Annotated in this window: 16 protein-coding genes; 4 read left to right on the top strand and 12 right to left on the bottom strand. The window is 35.8% G+C overall.

What is annotated here, in order from left to right; genetic code table 11:
• The first annotated feature begins 67 nt into the window (after positions 1 to 67).
• A complete protein-coding gene (locus tag HMPREF0367_RS03400) occupies positions 68 to 478 on the top strand; it encodes a YdcF family protein (protein ID WP_169815934.1) in 411 nt (136 codons plus the stop codon).
• A 13-nt stretch (positions 479 to 491) separates the two neighbouring features.
• On the opposite strand, the gene HMPREF0367_RS03395 is transcribed toward HMPREF0367_RS03400, so the two are convergent.
• The 9 genes from HMPREF0367_RS03395 to HMPREF0367_RS03360 all read right to left on the bottom strand — a co-directional run bounded on the left by HMPREF0367_RS03395 (position 492) and on the right by HMPREF0367_RS03360 (position 9,182).
• Entirely contained in the window at positions 492 to 2,699 is a 2,208-nt protein-coding gene (locus HMPREF0367_RS03395; RefSeq protein WP_015536126.1) for a RelA/SpoT family protein, read from the bottom strand.
• A gap of 26 nt (positions 2,700 to 2,725) precedes the next feature.
• Positions 2,726 to 3,247, bottom strand: a complete 522-nt coding sequence (locus HMPREF0367_RS03390; protein WP_015536127.1) for an adenine phosphoribosyltransferase — start codon at positions 3,245 to 3,247, stop codon at positions 2,726 to 2,728.
• 60 nt (positions 3,248 to 3,307) lie between these two features.
• Positions 3,308 to 4,861, bottom strand: coding sequence for a single-stranded-DNA-specific exonuclease RecJ (locus HMPREF0367_RS03385; protein WP_169815933.1), 1,554 nt, complete (start codon positions 4,859 to 4,861; stop codon positions 3,308 to 3,310).
• Positions 4,862 to 4,958: 97 nt separating this feature from the next.
• A complete protein-coding gene (locus HMPREF0367_RS03380) occupies positions 4,959 to 5,291 on the bottom strand; it encodes a hypothetical protein (protein WP_239456266.1) in 333 nt (110 codons plus the stop codon).
• Positions 5,292 to 5,305: 14 nt separating this feature from the next.
• Entirely contained in the window at positions 5,306 to 6,313 is a 1,008-nt protein-coding gene (gene ruvB / locus HMPREF0367_RS03375) for a Holliday junction branch migration DNA helicase RuvB (protein WP_051335152.1), read from the bottom strand.
• 2 nt (positions 6,314 to 6,315) lie between these two features.
• Entirely contained in the window at positions 6,316 to 6,897 is a 582-nt protein-coding gene (gene ruvA, locus HMPREF0367_RS03370; RefSeq protein WP_015536129.1) for a Holliday junction branch migration protein RuvA, read from the bottom strand.
• 88 nt (positions 6,898 to 6,985) lie between these two features.
• The gene (locus HMPREF0367_RS03365; RefSeq protein WP_035401198.1) at positions 6,986 to 7,534 is read right to left on the bottom strand and encodes a zeta toxin family protein; all 549 of its coding nucleotides are present in this window, start codon (positions 7,532 to 7,534) and stop codon (positions 6,986 to 6,988) included.
• Between the two features lie 4 nt (positions 7,535 to 7,538).
• Complete coding sequence (locus HMPREF0367_RS10695; protein WP_148449357.1) at positions 7,539 to 7,682, bottom strand: GyrI-like domain-containing protein; 144 nt, start codon at positions 7,680 to 7,682, stop codon at positions 7,539 to 7,541.
• A gap of 222 nt (positions 7,683 to 7,904) precedes the next feature.
• Entirely contained in the window at positions 7,905 to 9,182 is a 1,278-nt protein-coding gene (locus HMPREF0367_RS03360) for an L-cysteine desulfidase family protein (RefSeq protein WP_035401196.1), read from the bottom strand.
• A 186-nt stretch (positions 9,183 to 9,368) separates the two neighbouring features.
• Here HMPREF0367_RS03360 and serC point away from each other — a divergent pair, with 186 nt between their 5' ends.
• From serC to HMPREF0367_RS03345, 3 genes are read left to right on the top strand one after another with little or no spacing between them, the layout of a single operon-like run.
• Positions 9,369 to 10,454, top strand: coding sequence for a 3-phosphoserine/phosphohydroxythreonine transaminase (gene serC / locus HMPREF0367_RS03355; protein WP_035401194.1), 1,086 nt, complete (start codon positions 9,369 to 9,371; stop codon positions 10,452 to 10,454).
• Between the two features lies 1 nt (position 10,455).
• Positions 10,456 to 11,622 (top strand): phosphoglycerate dehydrogenase, encoded by a 1,167-nt coding sequence (locus HMPREF0367_RS03350; RefSeq protein ID WP_035401192.1) that lies wholly within the window; start codon positions 10,456 to 10,458, stop codon positions 11,620 to 11,622.
• The gene (locus tag HMPREF0367_RS03345; RefSeq protein WP_035401190.1) at positions 11,609 to 12,394 is read left to right on the top strand and encodes a histidinol-phosphatase HisJ family protein; all 786 of its coding nucleotides are present in this window, start codon (positions 11,609 to 11,611) and stop codon (positions 12,392 to 12,394) included. The genes HMPREF0367_RS03350 and HMPREF0367_RS03345 overlap by 14 nt, the downstream gene beginning before the upstream one ends.
• Positions 12,395 to 12,415: 21 nt before the next feature.
• Here the strand turns inward: HMPREF0367_RS03345 and HMPREF0367_RS03340 are convergent, their stop codons facing one another.
• From HMPREF0367_RS03340 to HMPREF0367_RS03330, 3 genes are all read right to left on the bottom strand, one after another.
• A complete protein-coding gene (locus tag HMPREF0367_RS03340; protein WP_035401188.1) occupies positions 12,416 to 13,363 on the bottom strand; it encodes a class I mannose-6-phosphate isomerase in 948 nt (315 codons plus the stop codon).
• 69 nt (positions 13,364 to 13,432) lie between these two features.
• Positions 13,433 to 14,368: a DMT family transporter gene (locus HMPREF0367_RS03335; protein ID WP_035401186.1), complete on the bottom strand. Its 936-nt coding sequence runs from the start codon at positions 14,366 to 14,368 to the stop codon at positions 13,433 to 13,435.
• A gap of 1 nt (position 14,369) precedes the next feature.
• Complete coding sequence (locus tag HMPREF0367_RS03330; RefSeq protein ID WP_035401183.1) at positions 14,370 to 16,121, bottom strand: ABC-F family ATP-binding cassette domain-containing protein; 1,752 nt, start codon at positions 16,119 to 16,121, stop codon at positions 14,370 to 14,372.
• Between the last annotated feature and the right edge of the window lie 71 nt (positions 16,122 to 16,192).

The following is a 16,192-nucleotide window of genomic DNA, read 5'->3' as shown; positions in this document are numbered from 1 at the left end:
ATCTTTAAAAAAGCAAAAATATCCCTATGCACTTTTATTAGGCTGTCCTAGTCACGATGATGGAAGTATGGCTACAAGTCAGATCAAACGATGCGAACTTGCAATAGAAGCCTATCAAAAAAATCTATTTGATACTTTGGTCATTTCTGGAGGAGCTGTTAAGAACCAATATACAGAATCCAAAGAAATGGCAAAGTTCATCCAACAAAAATGCTCTATGCCAATCATCTGTGAAACACAGGCTAGAAACACATATGAAAATTTTAAAAATTCGTCTAGAATTACTCAAGACGTCCCTATCTTGATTCTAACAGGCTCATTACATGCCAAAAGATCCTGTGCCATAGCTAAAGAGTTCTATTCAAATTACTCTGCATATACTTATCCCGATCACAAACTCCGACATATTATTCGAGAAATCGCCTCTCGATATATCTACATCAAGATTGAATTATTAAAAAAGGCAGGAAAATATTAGTTTCCTGTCTTCTTTATTGTATTGTTCTAATAACTTCATTAACGCTTCTAACTTTTTTTAGATTAGCCATAATTACTTGAAGATGATCAGCATCTTTGACAGTGATCGTAAGTTTTGTTGTTGCGGTAATCCCATTATCATCCGCTGAAGAATCAACATGTTTCAAATGAGCATTCGATTGCTGCAAAGTCGTAACAATATCACTTAACAAATAGTTTCGATCATCACTATAGATAACAAGCTGTACATCATATTGCTTTTCCTCTAAATTTTCATCCCATATAACCGGAATCAAACGTTTCTTTTCATTTATAATATTTGGGCAGTCTGCACGATGTACCTTAACTCCCTGTCCTTTAGTTATATATCCTAGAATTGGATCGCCAGGGATTGGATTACAACAGTTAGCTAAAGATACCTGAATCGTATCAATACCTGGAACAATGACACCACAACCCGTTTTTTTAGATGGATGAGCATTGGCATGAGAATTATATATCTTCATGATTTCTTCATCATCAATAGTTGTTTGACGATTTTTGGCAAGACGATCAACAACTGCCTGCAAAGATACACGTTTATTGGCAATACCAATATAGAGATCATCTAAATTCTTAAAGGACAGCGTTGGCAAAATTGCTTCAACACGTTTAGGCTGTAATAAATTCTCATCCAGTTTCAAACGTTTAAATTCATCCTGCAACATTTGTTCACCCTTTTTGATATACTCTTTAGAATTTGCCGTTTCCTGTTTTTGTAAAAAGGCACGAATCTTATTGCGGGCATGACCACTTTTAACGATCTTGATCCAGTCTTTACTAGGTCCAGGAGAATTATTGTTCGTTAAAATATCCACAACATCTCCTGTCTTTAATGGTGTATTTAACGGCACGATAGCTCCGTTGACCGTAGCTCCCACCGTCTTATGTCCTACTTCTGTATGGATCCTATAGGCGAAATCAATTGGAGTCGATCCACTTGGCAAGGCTATTACCTTACCTCGAGGAGTCAAGCAATAGACATTGGCTTCAAAGATATCCTTTTGTAATACATTCATGTATTCTAGCGGATCTTCGCTTTCCTCATCAGTCATCATTGAGAAATCTCTAAACCAGGAAAGTTTATCTTCAATCTCCTTTTGCTCAATTTCTGGTACAGAATTTGGCTTTTCTTTATACTTCCAATGAGCTGCAACACCTCGTTCGGCGATTGCATCCATATCTTCTGTACGAATTTGAATTTCAAAAATATGACCTGATTCTGGTTCTACTATCGTCGTATGCAATGATTGATACATATTCGCTTTTGGCATCGCAATATAATCTTTAAAACGTCCAGGTATTGGACGATATGTCGCATGGATATAACCTAGTATTTCATAACAATGAACAACAGAATCTGTAACAATACGAATCGCCAGCAAATCAAGGATCTCTTCAAACCGCTTATGCTTTGTCACCATTTTTTTATAAATCGAATAGAAATGTTTGGATCGGCCAAAAATACGGTATGGGATATTGAAATTATCCAGGATGATCTTAATATCGTTGATCATCATATTGACCTGCTCAATGCGATCACTTTCTCTTTGTTTAACAAGATTTTTAATCTCTTCATATTTTTTAGGCTCTATATATTTAAATGATAGATCTTCTAATTCATTTTTGATTTCACTGATACCTAAACGATGCGCAATTGGCGCATATACAGATAGTGTTTCTTTGGCAATTTTCTTTTGCTTTTCCTCCCGCATATACTGCAGAGTACGCATATTATGAAGACGATCGGCTAATTTGATCAAGATAACACGAATGTCTTTTGCCATCGCAATAAAAAGTTTACGATGGTTGCTGGCAAGATATTCTTTTTCATCCTTAAACTGAATATTCCCAATCTTTGTAACCGCATCGACCAGAGTACAAATCTCTTCTCCAAATTCCTGAGTAATGACTTCATCGGTCACGCCTTCACAATCTTCCACTGTGTCATGCAGCAAGCCTGCCGCAATAGTTTTTGGTCCACAATGTAATAACGCCAATGTATTGGCAACCTGGATAACATGGACAACATATGGTTCTCCACTTTTACGAAACTGCCCCTCATGATGTTTATAGGCAAAATCATAGGCACGCTGAATCAGTTCTATATTTTCAGGACGTTTGATATACGTCTGAATATTTTGCATACATTCTTCAAATGTTACTTGTTTCTTTTGACTCATTCCACGCACCCCTTTCTTTTACGATTTTATTCTCCTTCAAAATGTGTTAATACACAAACAGGAATACCACCAAATTTATCGACCCCTTTTAAATCATCCAACTCAATGATAAAGCCTAAACCAACCACTTCACCACCAAGTTTTTTAACCATTCGAACGATTGCTTCAGCTGTACCACCTGTTGCTAAAAGATCATCGATAATCACAACTTTTTGACCTGGCTTTATAACATCCGCATGAATACACAATTTATCAGTTCCATATTCCAGTTCATATGTTTCTTCTACCGTTTCTCGTGGTAGTTTTCCGGGTTTACGAACCGGAGCAAATGGTAAATTAGCTTCTAAGGCAACTGGCACCCCAAACAAGAAACCACGAGCCTCTGGTCCTAAGATCAAATCCGCTCCAGTTTGCTTGGCAAACTCTGTAAATGCACCTACTACATAATGCATCGCCTCTGGAGTTTCCAAGATTGGTGTTACATCGCGAAAGATGATTCCTTCTTTAGGAAAGCCAGGAATACTGGCAATATATTTTTTCAAATCCATGTGTTATACCTCTTCATTGTTTTCATTCTACACTAACTCCATCAATCAAACAATCGTATTTTACTTATATTTGATCTTCTCAATAATAAATGTTGCTTGTTTTTTTCCTCTATATTGATTTATTTGCACATTTCCAATGAATCCCGCAATTGAAATCACACTTTTATCACGATCCAAGTCACTTTGATTAAAATTCATGCACTGTAAACCACTTTGAAGGGTAAATTTACGATGCTTTCCATTTTGAATATCGAATACCGATTTGATCTGTACATCATTCAATTCAAATAACGGGCATACAAAACCTGGTCCAAAAGGACGCATGACATCTAAGCTTTCGATTGATGCAATACTGATATCTTCCTCATTGACTAACAGCGTATCAAGAGGTTTAGCCTGCCAAGAATATACTTGGATCTTTTGACGAATATATTTCACAAATTCATCCAGATCTTGTAAATCAATTGAGAACCCGGCTGCCTGTTTATGGCCTCCAATCTCTTGAAAACCACTAAAATCTTTTAAGAATTCCATACAGTCAAATCCATCAGGTGCCCGCATACTAGCTTTGAATCCTTGTTCGTTATTGGTCATGACAATCACAGGTTTTTGATATGATGAAGATAAAGAACCGGCAACTAAACCGATGATCCCTTCATGAAAACTGGCATCATTGACAAAAAGGATTGGTTGCGATGTATGACATTTTTTTAAAGCGTCCTTACACATCTGTTCACTCATCTTTTTTCTTAGATCATTGATATGATTGATCTGTGCCTGCATGGAAGTTATTTCCTTGATATCCTCGCTTAAAAAATAACGAACGACATTATTTACATTGCCTAAATTGCTTAATCTTCCTATCGCGTTTAACTTAGGAACAATTTGAAAACCGACGCTGGTTTCATTTAAGATTCGATCACTGGCAAAAGCAAAAAGATGATTTTCCTTTTCTCTATTTAATACCTTTAATCCATTTTGGATAATTGCCCTTGTTTGATTGGTTACCTGCATTACATCTCCTATGGAGGCAACACAAGCTAATTCCAGCTCATATTCTGTATCGGTTCTTAAAGCTCGTATGCATTCATAGGCAACCCCCGCACCACAAAGTGTATGAAACTGCTCTTCCATCACAGTTGGATGCACTAGAAGTTCACAATCCACATCTTCTTCAATCGTATGATGATCTGTGACAATGACTTTCATACCTAATTCTTTGGCCAAAGATAAAGCTTTTGATGCTTTTACACCATTATCAACGGTCACAATAATCTTATAACCTCTTTGATGAGCTAATCTTACTGTATCAACGTTTAATCCATATCCTTCGCGAATTCGATTCGGAATATAGAAACCACATTCGATACCAAATTTTCTTAGACCTCTAACCATGATCGTCGTTGCCATGATCCCATCACAATCATAGTCTCCGGCAACGATGACCTTATCCTGATCTTTTTTTGCCTGCTTAATAATATCAACGAATCCTTTCACGGCATCACTTTCACTGACTGGATATAAGTCTTTTAATTGCGTCCATTCTGCCCATTTTGTTTGATCTTTCTCTAACATAGAAAGCACTTTTTGTGCTAACATTGATAAATTTTCCATGCGTAAATTATAAATCAAATAAAAAGGATTTGTCCACTCATCCAAAAAGAAGAGCTCTTTGACATGATCACAAAAAAAGAACGATATACGTTCCTTTCTAACAATAAGCGGGAAAACTGCGATTTTGTTCATGCATATGGCTTTTAGCCTCTTCTTCAGTTAAAAATACCGAAATCCCTATTTGTGATTCATCAATAGTATATTGCCCTTCACAACCTCCATATGAATCTAAACGGAATATATACCCATACGGTTTCTTTTCTAAATCAATTACATGTCCACTTTCAACAAAACCACCAATCAAATAATAGACTTTTTGTCCTTCTTTTAATTTCACTTCTATCACTCTTTTCTCTAAGTTCATCATAAAAGAAATCATAGTATGAATCAAACAATATGACCAATAAAAAAAGAATGAACGTAGAGTCATTCTCTTTTTCCTGTTTAAAATAAATCCGGTTGATATTCAATTTTTAGATGTTCATACGCCTTAGGAGTAACAACTCGACCACGAGGCGTTCGATTAATAAAACCAATCTGTAATAAATAAGGCTCATAAACATCTTCCAACGTCATAGGTTCTTCACCAATGCTGGAAGCAATTGCTTCTAGTCCCACTGGACCACCTTTAAAACGTTCGATGATACCACGCAAATATTTATGATCAACATTATCCAATCCCAAATGATCCACTTTTAGCCTATCCAATGCATCCTGAGCAATTTCCAATGAAATAATGCCATTATTGTAGACCTGGGCAAAATCCCGTACACGCCTAAATAATCGATTGGCAATACGAGGAGTCCCGCGTGAACGAAGAGCAATTTCCTTGATTGCCCTTTCTTCGATCTTTGTATTCATGACGCGACTCGTTCGTGCCACAATTTGTGACAATTCATCCAGATCGTAGTATTCCAATTGATTCACGATTCCAAAACGATCGCGTAATGGCGCGCTCAAATCTCCTGCCCTTGTTGTGGCTCCTACAAGCGTAAAAGGTGGAAGGCTCAAGCGAATATTATGTGTGGTTGCACTGTCTTTTCCAACAATGATATCAAGACAATAATCTTCCATGGCTGGATACAATACTTCTTCAACTTGTTTAGCTAAACGATGGATCTCATCAATAAACAAGACATCTCCTGGTTCCAGTGTGGAAAGGATGGCTGCAAGATCGCCGCTTTTTTCTATCGAAGGACCACTGGTCGTTTTTAAATTTCCATGCATCTCATTGGCAAGGATATAAGCCAAGGTCGTTTTCCCTAAACCTGGAGGACCATATAATAAAACATGATCCAAAGCTTCGTTTCTTTGTTTGGCTGCATTAATAAATACCTTAAGGTTTTCCTTAAGATCCTTTTGTCCAATATATTCATCCAAAGAAGCTGGTCTTAATGTAGTTTCGATACTGTCATTTTCCTGCAAGTGTGCATCTACTGTACGATTCTCCAAGTTTATACCCCATTTCTTTTAGCCAGTATTGCCAAGGCCATTCTCAACATTTCATTTACATTTAAATCTGTTTTATTTGCGAGTTCTTTTCTAACACCACTTAATTGATTCACCTTATATCCAAGGGCAACTAAAGCTTCCTGCGTTTCTTTCCATACTGGATTCGAAATCGTTTCTTCTTTAGTCTCAACACTGACAAACTTCCCTTTTAGATCCAACACGATCTGAGAAGCCGTTTTCGCTCCAATTCCCGGTAAAGACTTTAATAATTTTACGTCATCTTCTTCGATTGCCTGTATCATCTTAGAACCAGGACACACAGCCAACATAGTCTGTGCAGTTTTTGGTCCAATTCCTTTTACATTGATCAAGCGCATAAAAACTTCATAATCTTCTTGTTTGATAAAACCATATAGGAGCATGGCATCTTCACGAACATGTTGATATGTATATAAAAATAATTCGTCACCTATTTTTTGTGTTAAGGCATTGCTTATAAAAACCTCATAACCAACGCCATGGACATCCAATACAACTGAATCCGTTCGAATCAAACGAACGATTCCTGATACAAAAGCTATCATAAACTCTCCTTTTTAACTTCGAACATTATACCATAAAATGCTCTTTTTTAGGATGTTAGTCATGCAGACCTTTGATTCAACACACCTTCTATATTCTATTACACCTGATCTTTGAAAAATGACAATTTATAATCGCATCAATATCATAATCTTTATCGATCAAAACGATCTTATGTCCATAACGAGAACACATACGTTTATTATATTCATTCTCTTTGATCAAATGATCATACGTACAATAAGAATCATCCAATCTTTTTTCAATCACATTGGCATAGATTTTAATGTCATTAAAATGATCTTGGATATATTCTTTGGTCATGACAAGACAAACATAATCAATTTCTTTTTTGTATTCTTCACTAAAACTTTCTTCAAAATCAAAAGGTATATAGGTCCCTTCAACAATTAAATTCTGATGATTTTCAATAGCTGTTTTAATTATTTCTTTAAGAATTGGCCATAGATAGAGTGTTATCTTTTCATCTTCATCGACTGAAACATTGATCAATCCAGAGCGAATCAAGCCCATCTTTAAATGATCGATCGATAAATAGGGAAACTGATATTTTTCTAGAAGTTTTTGTGCCAGATTTGTCTTTCCTGTATGGCTGGCTCCACCTATTAAAATGATCATATTCTTATCTTTCTTTAATTGGATGTCGAATCACGGTCTTTAACTTGGACGGATCACATTTTCTAGGATCGCTGATATAAATCTCATGATGATATCGCATATCGTTTATATCCAGAAAATATCCCTGTTCTTGCATATACTGATGCATCTTAGCTGTTGTTTTGGGCTCGTCATCATAGGGTCCTATGAAGACATTGTACACAAACAGAAAGGTAATTCATTTTAGGAACACGAATAATGCTTGGTTTTTTCTTAGGAAGATATAGATCTTTATATTCTTTTTTAAAATCAAAAGCCATGATATCACCTCAATTTATTCCATCTTTTCATGATTATACCATTTATAAGAGATTGAAAAAAAGACGGAAACTTATTTGTTTCCATCTAGATCAGTGATCATCAATTTAATGATTTCCTCATTGGTTTCCTTCATACCATCTTTGGCAATATGTCCAACACCACGAATTGTCTCATCTGTATTCTTGGCAACGATTCCTTCTCCTCGATAAAATTGAGAACCATTTTCCTTATACATCATGCATCCCATGATTCCAGCATCCACGCTTGCTGCAATTTTAGCTGCGCAGCTTGGTTTAGCTCCATCACAAAGTAAACCAGAAGTAATTGCCAAAGCATTTACGATCGTATGACAAACCGTATCTAAACTTTGATCCAGTAAATAAGCAATTCCCGCTCCAGCTGCAGCACCGGCACTTACAGCCCCACAAAAAGCAGAAAGTCTACCAATATACTTCTTCTGATATAGAGCTACCAGATTTGAAATCAATAAGGCCCTGTACAAAAGATCCTTTGACTTCTTAAGTTCTCTAGCATAAATAACAACCGGTAATGAAACCGTCATACCTTGATTTCCACTTCCACTGTTAATGATGACAGGAAGTTCACAACCACTCATTCTTGCATCTGAACCTGCAGCTGCATAAGCCTTAGCCATATTGGATATAGAATCAGGATTCTGTGATAAAAGAATAGATCCTATATTCGCTCCATAGCTATGATTCAAACCTTCTGTAGCAATCTTCATGTTATATTCGATCTGTCGATCTAAGCATGGCTTAACTTTCTTTAAATCAACAGTGTTCGCAAAATCAAAGATATCCTGCATCGAAAACTCAATTTGATCTAATAGATCTTTATTATCAGCACTTGTGCTTTTATCAAACACGACCTGCTCGTCTTTTTCTACATACACAATATTATCATGTTCATCTTGGATACGAAGCACACAATTATGTTCCTTTGATGCAAGTTTTACAACGATATCCAAAGTACAGTGAGTCTTTAAATGATGCACCTTGATAGGAACTTGTTCCATAAATTCATTCATGATCTTGATTTGTTCCTTATCAACTTTAGATAAGACCTCTAAACTTAGATCTGGATTACCGGCAACGATACCAATCGCAGCCGCACTTTGAATACCTTTTTTTCCTTCAGTATTAGGCACCGTGACACTTTTAACATTCTTTATAATACTTCCACTGGCAAAAATATCTACCTGTACCACTTCATCATTTAAAATTTCTTTAGCCTTTGCACACGCAAAAGCTATCGCAATAGGTTCGGTACATCCCATAGCAGGAACCAGTTCTTTTTCCAGTAAATCAATATACATTTGCTCATTCATACAATCACCACAAACAGTATATCATAATAAAAATTAATTCGTTATAAAATATTTTTGTGCTTATTTTATGCACATTTGATTATATACTATGAACATTTTTCTTGAATTCTCGTAAAACAAGAGTATAATCATGTGTATTATCAGAAAGGATAAGGTGGCTGAAGCAAGCAACCACCAGGTAACAAGATGAGTAGAGTTTATAACTTTAGCGCAGGCCCTGCCTGCCTACCTGAATGGGTATTAAAAAAAGCAAGTGAAGAAATGCTGGATGCTCACGGAAGTGGCATGAGTGTTATGGAAATGTCCCATCGCTCCAAAGCATTTGAAGATATATTACATACATGTAAAGACCGTTTAAGAAGACTGATGAACATCCCTGAAGATTATGAAATCCTCTTTATTCAAGGTGGAGGTTCTATGCAGTTTATCATGACGGCTATCAACCTTTTAAAACATAGTGCAGATATCATCAATACTGGGCAATGGACAAAGAAAGCTATCGCTCAACAAAAGAAACTTGGCAAAGTAAATGTCATTGCCTCTAGCCAGGATGATAACTTCACCTATATTCCTAAGATCACAAAAGAAGATCTAACCCCAGATTCAGATTACTTATATATCTGCGAAAACAACACGATTTATGGAACTAAATATAAAGAACTGCCAGTTCATGATGGAAAATTATTAGTTGCGGATTTATCAAGTTGCATCTTAAGTGAACCAACCGATGTATCAAAATACGATTTGATCTTTGCGGGGGCTCAAAAGAATATGGGACCTGCCGGTGTTACTGTTGTCATCATCAAGAAAGCTTTGTTGCAGGAAAATGATCAAATTCCAGATATGTTAAACTACAAAACATATGCGGATAACGATTCAATGTATAACACGCCTCCAACATATACCATCTATATCGTTGGATTGGTCTTAGAATGGATCGAGGAACAAATTGGTGGTCTAGAAGAGATGGAAAAGATCACACATAAACGTGCCAAGATGTTATATGACTATATCGATAGTTCTAAACTATATTCTAATCCAGTCAACAAAGAGGATCGTTCTTATACAAATATCCCATTTGTAACTGGAGATCCAGAACTTGACAAAAAATTTGTCAAAGAAGCCACAGAAGCTGGCTTGGTCAATCTAAAAGGACATAGAAGTGTTGGTGGTATGCGTGCCAGCCTTTATAACGCAATGCCTATCGAAGGTGTTGAAGCATTGATCAAATTCATGAGAAAATTTGAAGAAGAAAATATAGGAGAGAATTAATATGTATAAGATCAAACTCTATAACAATATCGCACCCATAGGAATCAATGCATTCGATGAACGATATGATGTAAGCGAAGACATGGAAAATGAAGATGCGATCCTAGTAAGAAGTGCAAACCTATTTGATATCGATTATAACCCTAATTTAAAATCAATTGCCCGTGCCGGTGCTGGTGTCAATAATATTGATATCGACACATGCACGAAAAAAGGAATCGTTGTTTTTAACACACCAGGAGCAAATTCAAACGCAGTCAAGGAACTTGTTTTCGCAGGTATGTTGATGGCCAGCCGCGACATCTATCATGGTATTGAATGGGCCAAAAGCCAAACCAACAATGAAAACTTGGCCAAAGACATGGAAAAACAAAAGAAACAATATGCCGGCAATGAACTAGCCAAAAAATCACTTGGCGTAATTGGTTGTGGAGCCATTGGTATTCAAGTAGCCAATTTAGCTTTGCGTTTTGATATGGATGTACACGGATATGATCCGTATATGTCTGTTGATGCAGCCTGGAACTTATCACGTTATGTTAAACACGAAAAAGCTATAGAAGATATTTATAAAAAGTGTGATTTTATCACTTTGCATATTCCCCAAAATGATCAAACCAAAGGTATCATCAACAAAGAAGCTCTGGATATGATGAAAAACGGAGTCAAGATCTTAAATTTTGCTCGTGGTGGATTGATCAATGAAGACGATATGTTAGAAGCTTTGGATTCTGGTAAAGTTGCCTGCTACATCACTGACTTTCCTACACCAAAATTAGCTGGACATCCACATGTCATTCCTATCCCTCATTTAGGAGCTTCAACCAGTGAAAGTGAAGATAACTGTGCTGTAATGGCTGCCAAAGAAACAATCCATTTCTTACAATATGGAAATATCAAAAACTCTGTCAATATGCCAGAAGCAATTATGGATTTTAACCATAAATTTAGAATTTGCGTTATTCATAAAAACATTCCTAAGATGTTAACTAAGATCACCGATACGCTCTCTACAGAAAACGTCAATATCGAAAACTTATTAAACAAATCAAGAAAAGATATTGCCTATACAATGTTAGATTTAGACCATGAGGCCAGCGATGACATCATCAATAAGATTCGACAGATCGATGGTGTCACACGAGTTACGACATATGCCGGAGAATAAACATTATATCGATGGCCATACCCATCTAGAAAATGGTGATCTATCTAAAGATACGGTTTATGCATTTATTCAAGCTGCGATAAATAAAGGTCTAAAACACATTCAGATTCTTGATCACACGCATCGTTTTTATGAATTCAAAGATATGTATGAAGAAATCTGTATGATTGATGTACAGCGAGAATGGTTTGAAAAAAAACAAAAAAATTCAATCAAAGAGTATCATGCCCTGATTGAAGAAATCAGACAAGAAGAATTTCCTATTCAGGTTAGCTTTGGTCTAGAAGTGTGTTATATGCCTGGTTATGAGGATTTTCTTAAACCTCTGCTTACATCGTATCCATACGATTTTCTTGTTGGCAGTGTACACTCCGTTGATGGATATCTATATGATATGGATGCCTTCAGCAGGCAATTGCTGTGGGACAAACATGATCCTAAAGAAATCTATCAGAAATATTATGAGAATTTAAAAGGAGCTATCCGTTCAAATCTTTTTACACAGATTGGACATCCTGATGTCATAAAAATGTATGACTATGATCCAGGTTATGATCTACATGATACTTATCAAGAACTTGCAGATCTTGCGATCAAGCATCACGTAAAGATGGAAGATAATACAGGTGCTCATTATCGATATCATCATCCGGATATTGGTCTAAACGATGATTTTAGAAACATCCTAAAAGAAAAAAACGTCGAGATCATCAGTGCCAGCGATGCCCACTATCCTGAAGATGTCGCACGTTTCTTCGAATTATTGAAGTAAGACACAAAATCTTACTTCTTTTTATATGTGTTGATTTCGATAAGAGGCTAAGAATAAATCAAGCTTCCCCTTGATTTTAATCCACCCCATGTGATTTGGAACTAAGATTGTTTCGCCTTGACGAATATGCATATCATTGATCATGCCTTCTCCTTTTACACAAGTATAAAAGGCAAATCGTTCATGCAGAAATTTTCCCTCTGTATCCGTTTGAATTCGCATCAAAGTATATAAGCCCGGTTCATCCCAATATCTTGTTACCTTACAACCAAATTCATTCGCATAAGGATATTGTTGAAATGTAATCATTTTATCTGGAATATTTACATTTTCATATACTTCTTCTGGTTGAATTGGTCTTTTTTTGTGTGTGGATGGATCAATGCGATCATAATCGTATAAACGTAATGTAAGATCCGCATTTCTTGAAATATTATAAGTTAACACACCTTTTCCAATCGCATGCAGTGTTCCACTCGGAATATCAATAAAACCGTCAATCGGTGTTTTTAGATATCTTAAAAGCTTATCCCATTCTTTATTTTGCGTCATTGAGATAAACTCTTCCTTAGTTTTGGCATGGTGTCCAAATTCGATATATCCATCTTCCGGAGCATCTAAAATGACCCAGGCTTCCGGTTTTCCTCGACCTCCATTGTATGTTTTGGCAAAATCATCGTCTGGATGAATCTGAATCGATAAATCATACATTGGGTCAAGTCTATTTACTCGAATAGGTAATTGCTCAGTTTCACATTCAAACCAATCTGGTTTTTCTTCATATAACTTTGATAAGGTCATATTCATATTAGGAACAAAACAATCGGCATGATTCGGTAAAGCTACAACATTGTAAACTTCTCCTAAAGGAGCTATGTCTGTTTGATAGTGAAACTCTTCAATCAAACGTTTACCTCCACCCCACATTCTAGGTTCATAATAAGGTTCTACTTTTACAATTTTCTTCATAATATCCACCTCTATACTCAAGATAAAATAAAAATCGCAAGTTATCAACCTACGATTCATAAAAACATATTACGAAGCATCCATAGTCAATGGATCTTTCTCTTTGGAAACAAAATAAATTCCAAAACTGATAAAGATCAATGCGAACACGATATTCATTGAGAATGCTTCTTCATGTAAGATCAAGCTGGATAATAATACACCGACAACAGGAATCAAACAATTAAAGATACCAATCTTGCTGACAGGATGATATGACAATAAGATTCCCCATAATGTATAAGCACAAGCCGAGACAAAAGCCAAATAAATCAATACCATCATTCCAGAAATATTTGTCAACAAAAGGCTTCCTCCCATAAGGATTCCAATCAATGTCAACAAGATGCCACCCACAAAGAATTGATATCCACTCAACATGACCGCATTAAAAGACTGCGTATATTTTTTGATAAAAGAAGCTGAAAATGAGCTACATAGCTGACTGCATAAGACTAAACCATCTCCTAAAAAAGAAACTTTTAGACTGGCAAAATCATCCATATTCATCAATACGATTCCCATAAAACCCAACATGCATCCTGTCACTTTATTTAAATCCATTCTCTCATATTTAAATACCAGCGCAGCTACCAATAAAGAAATAAAAGCCCCTGTTCCAGTAATGATAGCTCCATTGACACCACTAGTGTGTGCTAAGCCAACATAATAAAAGAAATATTGTCCCATGGTCTGAAAGATCGATAAGACAAAGATGGCTTTTATGCTTTTTTTAACTGGTAATAAGATCTTATTTTGAATCTTTGAACCGGCAATAATGACAAGAACACCAGCCAAGGTAAAACGAAGACCCGCAAAGACAAGAATCGAAGCTGTATCATTTGAGGCAATGTCAAATAATGCATAACCTGTTTTAATGAATGGAGCCGCACTTCCCCACAATGCTGTACAAAAGATCGCAATCAAAACTACATTCAATGGCTTTTTAAAGAATTTCTGTTTCATCCTAAGATAAACCTTCCTGTTTTTCTTCCAATTCCATCCAACGCATCGTGAGTATTTCCAACTCTTCTTCTATTTGATCACGCTTATCTGTTGCTTCTTTTAATTTTTCGTAATCACTTGCCACTTCGTTGATTACTTCATTTAAACGAGCTATTTCATCTTCTAATAAAGGCATCTTAGCTGAAATTTCTTCATATTCCTTTTTTTCCATGTATGTAAGTTTATTTTGTTTTGGGCGTTTATATACCTTTTTTTCTTTGATATGAACTTCTTTTTCTTCTTTTGACTTCAATACATAATCGCTATATCCACCTACATATGGTTTAAATGTAAGATCATCCTGGTGAACAAAAACCTTATCGCAGACACGATCTAAAAAATAACGATCATGACTTACGGTAATAATAGCTCCGGAAAAATCATCCAAGTAATCTTCCAAAATATCAAGGGTCGTGATATCTAGGTCATTTGTAGGCTCATCCAAGAAAAGAATATTTGGTGCCTGCATCAAGACACGGCATAAATACAATCTTCTCCTTTCGCCACCAGAAAGCCTGTCAATAGTCGTATAGTGCATATTACGATCAAACAAGAATCGCTCTAACATGCCAGCAGCTGTAATCATTTGTTTTTTATATTCAATAACTTGTGCCACTTCTTCGATATAATCAATAACTCGCATTGAGGTATCAACATTTTTATCGCCCTGGCGAAAATATCCTATACTGACAGTATCACCAAACTCAATAGACCCTAAAGTTGGTTTTAAATTTCCCGATAAGATTTCTAACAACGTAGATTTCCCACATCCGTTTGGACCAATGATTCCAATACGATCAGTTCGCAATAAAGAATAGCTGAAATCTTTAAACAGAAGATTTTCATCATATCCAAAACCTAGTCCACTCCATTCAATTGTCTTCTTACCGAGTCTTTTTGTTAAAGAGGCCAATTCAAATGATTTTTCCTGTTCTTTAAAGCGCATATTTCTTAATTCTTCAAAACGATCCAATCGTGCTTTTGATTTTGTCGAACGAGCCTGTACCCCTGCACGCACCCATGCCAATTCTTTATTATAGAGATTTTTATGTTTGGCAATTGCTTGATTCTCAAGTTCTATACGTGTTTCTTTATTCTTTAAATATACTTCATAATTCCCTTTATGAATATAAAGATCGCCCTGATCCAGCTCTATGATCTTATTACAGATCGAATCTAGAAAATAACGGTCATGTGTTACCATCAACAAAGCGGTGTTCATTTTGATCAGATAATTTTCTAACCATTCCACCATGGAATTATCTAAATGGTTTGTTGGTTCATCCAGCAATAATAAATCACATTTTGTCAACAAGGCACAAGCTAGAGCTAGTCGTTTCCTTTGCCCGCCTGATAAAACATCTATTTGTTTATCAAAATCATTTAATCCTAATTTAGTAAGGATCGTCTTCATTTCATAGTCTTCAACTTTATGATTGTTCTTTTCATTGATGGAAACAATTTCTTCCCAGATCGTTTTACTGGTAAAACTTGGATTCTGATGTAAAAAATGAACTTTTAATCCATTCTTTTTAATGATCTTACCCTCTTCGTATGTTTCTATTCCTGCCAAGATCTTCATTAAAGTAGATTTACCCGTTCCATTTACACCAATCAAGGCAACTTTATCGTTTTCTTCAATCGTAAAAGATCCTTTTTTTACGATACATTTTTCATTGATATATTTCGTTAAGTTATCTACTGAAATTAACATATAATCCCTCTTTTAACATGACTATTTTATAGGAAAGGATAAAAAAAGTGAAGTAGTTTCCTACTTCACGA

The organism is Faecalitalea cylindroides ATCC 27803, assembly GCF_000469305.1.
In the GTDB taxonomy this organism is placed as follows: domain Bacteria; phylum Bacillota_I; class Bacilli_A; order Erysipelotrichales; family Erysipelotrichaceae; genus Faecalitalea; species Faecalitalea cylindroides.
Note: the sequence above shows the minus strand (reverse complement) of the source record. Positions and strands in the feature narration are given on the sequence as shown.

Excerpts from the sequence above, each read along its gene's own strand:
- HMPREF0367_RS03400 (WP_169815934.1), top strand. The coding sequence starts at position 68 with ATGGCTACAAGTCAGATCAAACGATGCGAACTTGCAATAGAAGCCTAT.
- HMPREF0367_RS03395 (WP_015536126.1), bottom strand. The coding sequence starts at position 2,699 with ATGAGTCAAAAGAAACAAGTAACATTTGAAGAATGTATGCAAAATATT.
- HMPREF0367_RS03390 (WP_015536127.1), bottom strand. The coding sequence starts at position 3,247 with ATGGATTTGAAAAAATATATTGCCAGTATTCCTGGCTTTCCTAAAGAA.
- HMPREF0367_RS03385 (WP_169815933.1), bottom strand. The coding sequence starts at position 4,861 with ATGGAAAATTTATCAATGTTAGCACAAAAAGTGCTTTCTATGTTAGAG.
- HMPREF0367_RS03380 (WP_239456266.1), bottom strand. The coding sequence starts at position 5,291 with ATGACTCTACGTTCATTCTTTTTTTATTGGTCATATTGTTTGATTCAT.
- ruvA (WP_015536129.1), bottom strand. The coding sequence starts at position 6,897 with ATGATAGCTTTTGTATCAGGAATCGTTCGTTTGATTCGAACGGATTCA.
- HMPREF0367_RS03365 (WP_035401198.1), bottom strand. The coding sequence starts at position 7,534 with ATGATCATTTTAATAGGTGGAGCCAGCCATACAGGAAAGACAAATCTG.
- HMPREF0367_RS10695 (WP_148449357.1), bottom strand. The coding sequence starts at position 7,682 with ATGCATCAGTATATGCAAGAACAGGGATATTTTCTGGATATAAACGAT.
- HMPREF0367_RS03360 (WP_035401196.1), bottom strand. The coding sequence starts at position 9,182 with ATGAATGAGCAAATGTATATTGATTTACTGGAAAAAGAACTGGTTCCT.
- serC (WP_035401194.1), top strand. The coding sequence starts at position 9,369 with ATGAGTAGAGTTTATAACTTTAGCGCAGGCCCTGCCTGCCTACCTGAA.
- HMPREF0367_RS03350 (WP_035401192.1), top strand. The coding sequence starts at position 10,456 with ATGTATAAGATCAAACTCTATAACAATATCGCACCCATAGGAATCAAT.
- HMPREF0367_RS03345 (WP_035401190.1), top strand. The coding sequence starts at position 11,609 with ATGCCGGAGAATAAACATTATATCGATGGCCATACCCATCTAGAAAAT.
- HMPREF0367_RS03340 (WP_035401188.1), bottom strand. The coding sequence starts at position 13,363 with ATGAAGAAAATTGTAAAAGTAGAACCTTATTATGAACCTAGAATGTGG.
- HMPREF0367_RS03335 (WP_035401186.1), bottom strand. The coding sequence starts at position 14,368 with ATGAAACAGAAATTCTTTAAAAAGCCATTGAATGTAGTTTTGATTGCG.
- HMPREF0367_RS03330 (WP_035401183.1), bottom strand. The coding sequence starts at position 16,121 with ATGTTAATTTCAGTAGATAACTTAACGAAATATATCAATGAAAAATGT.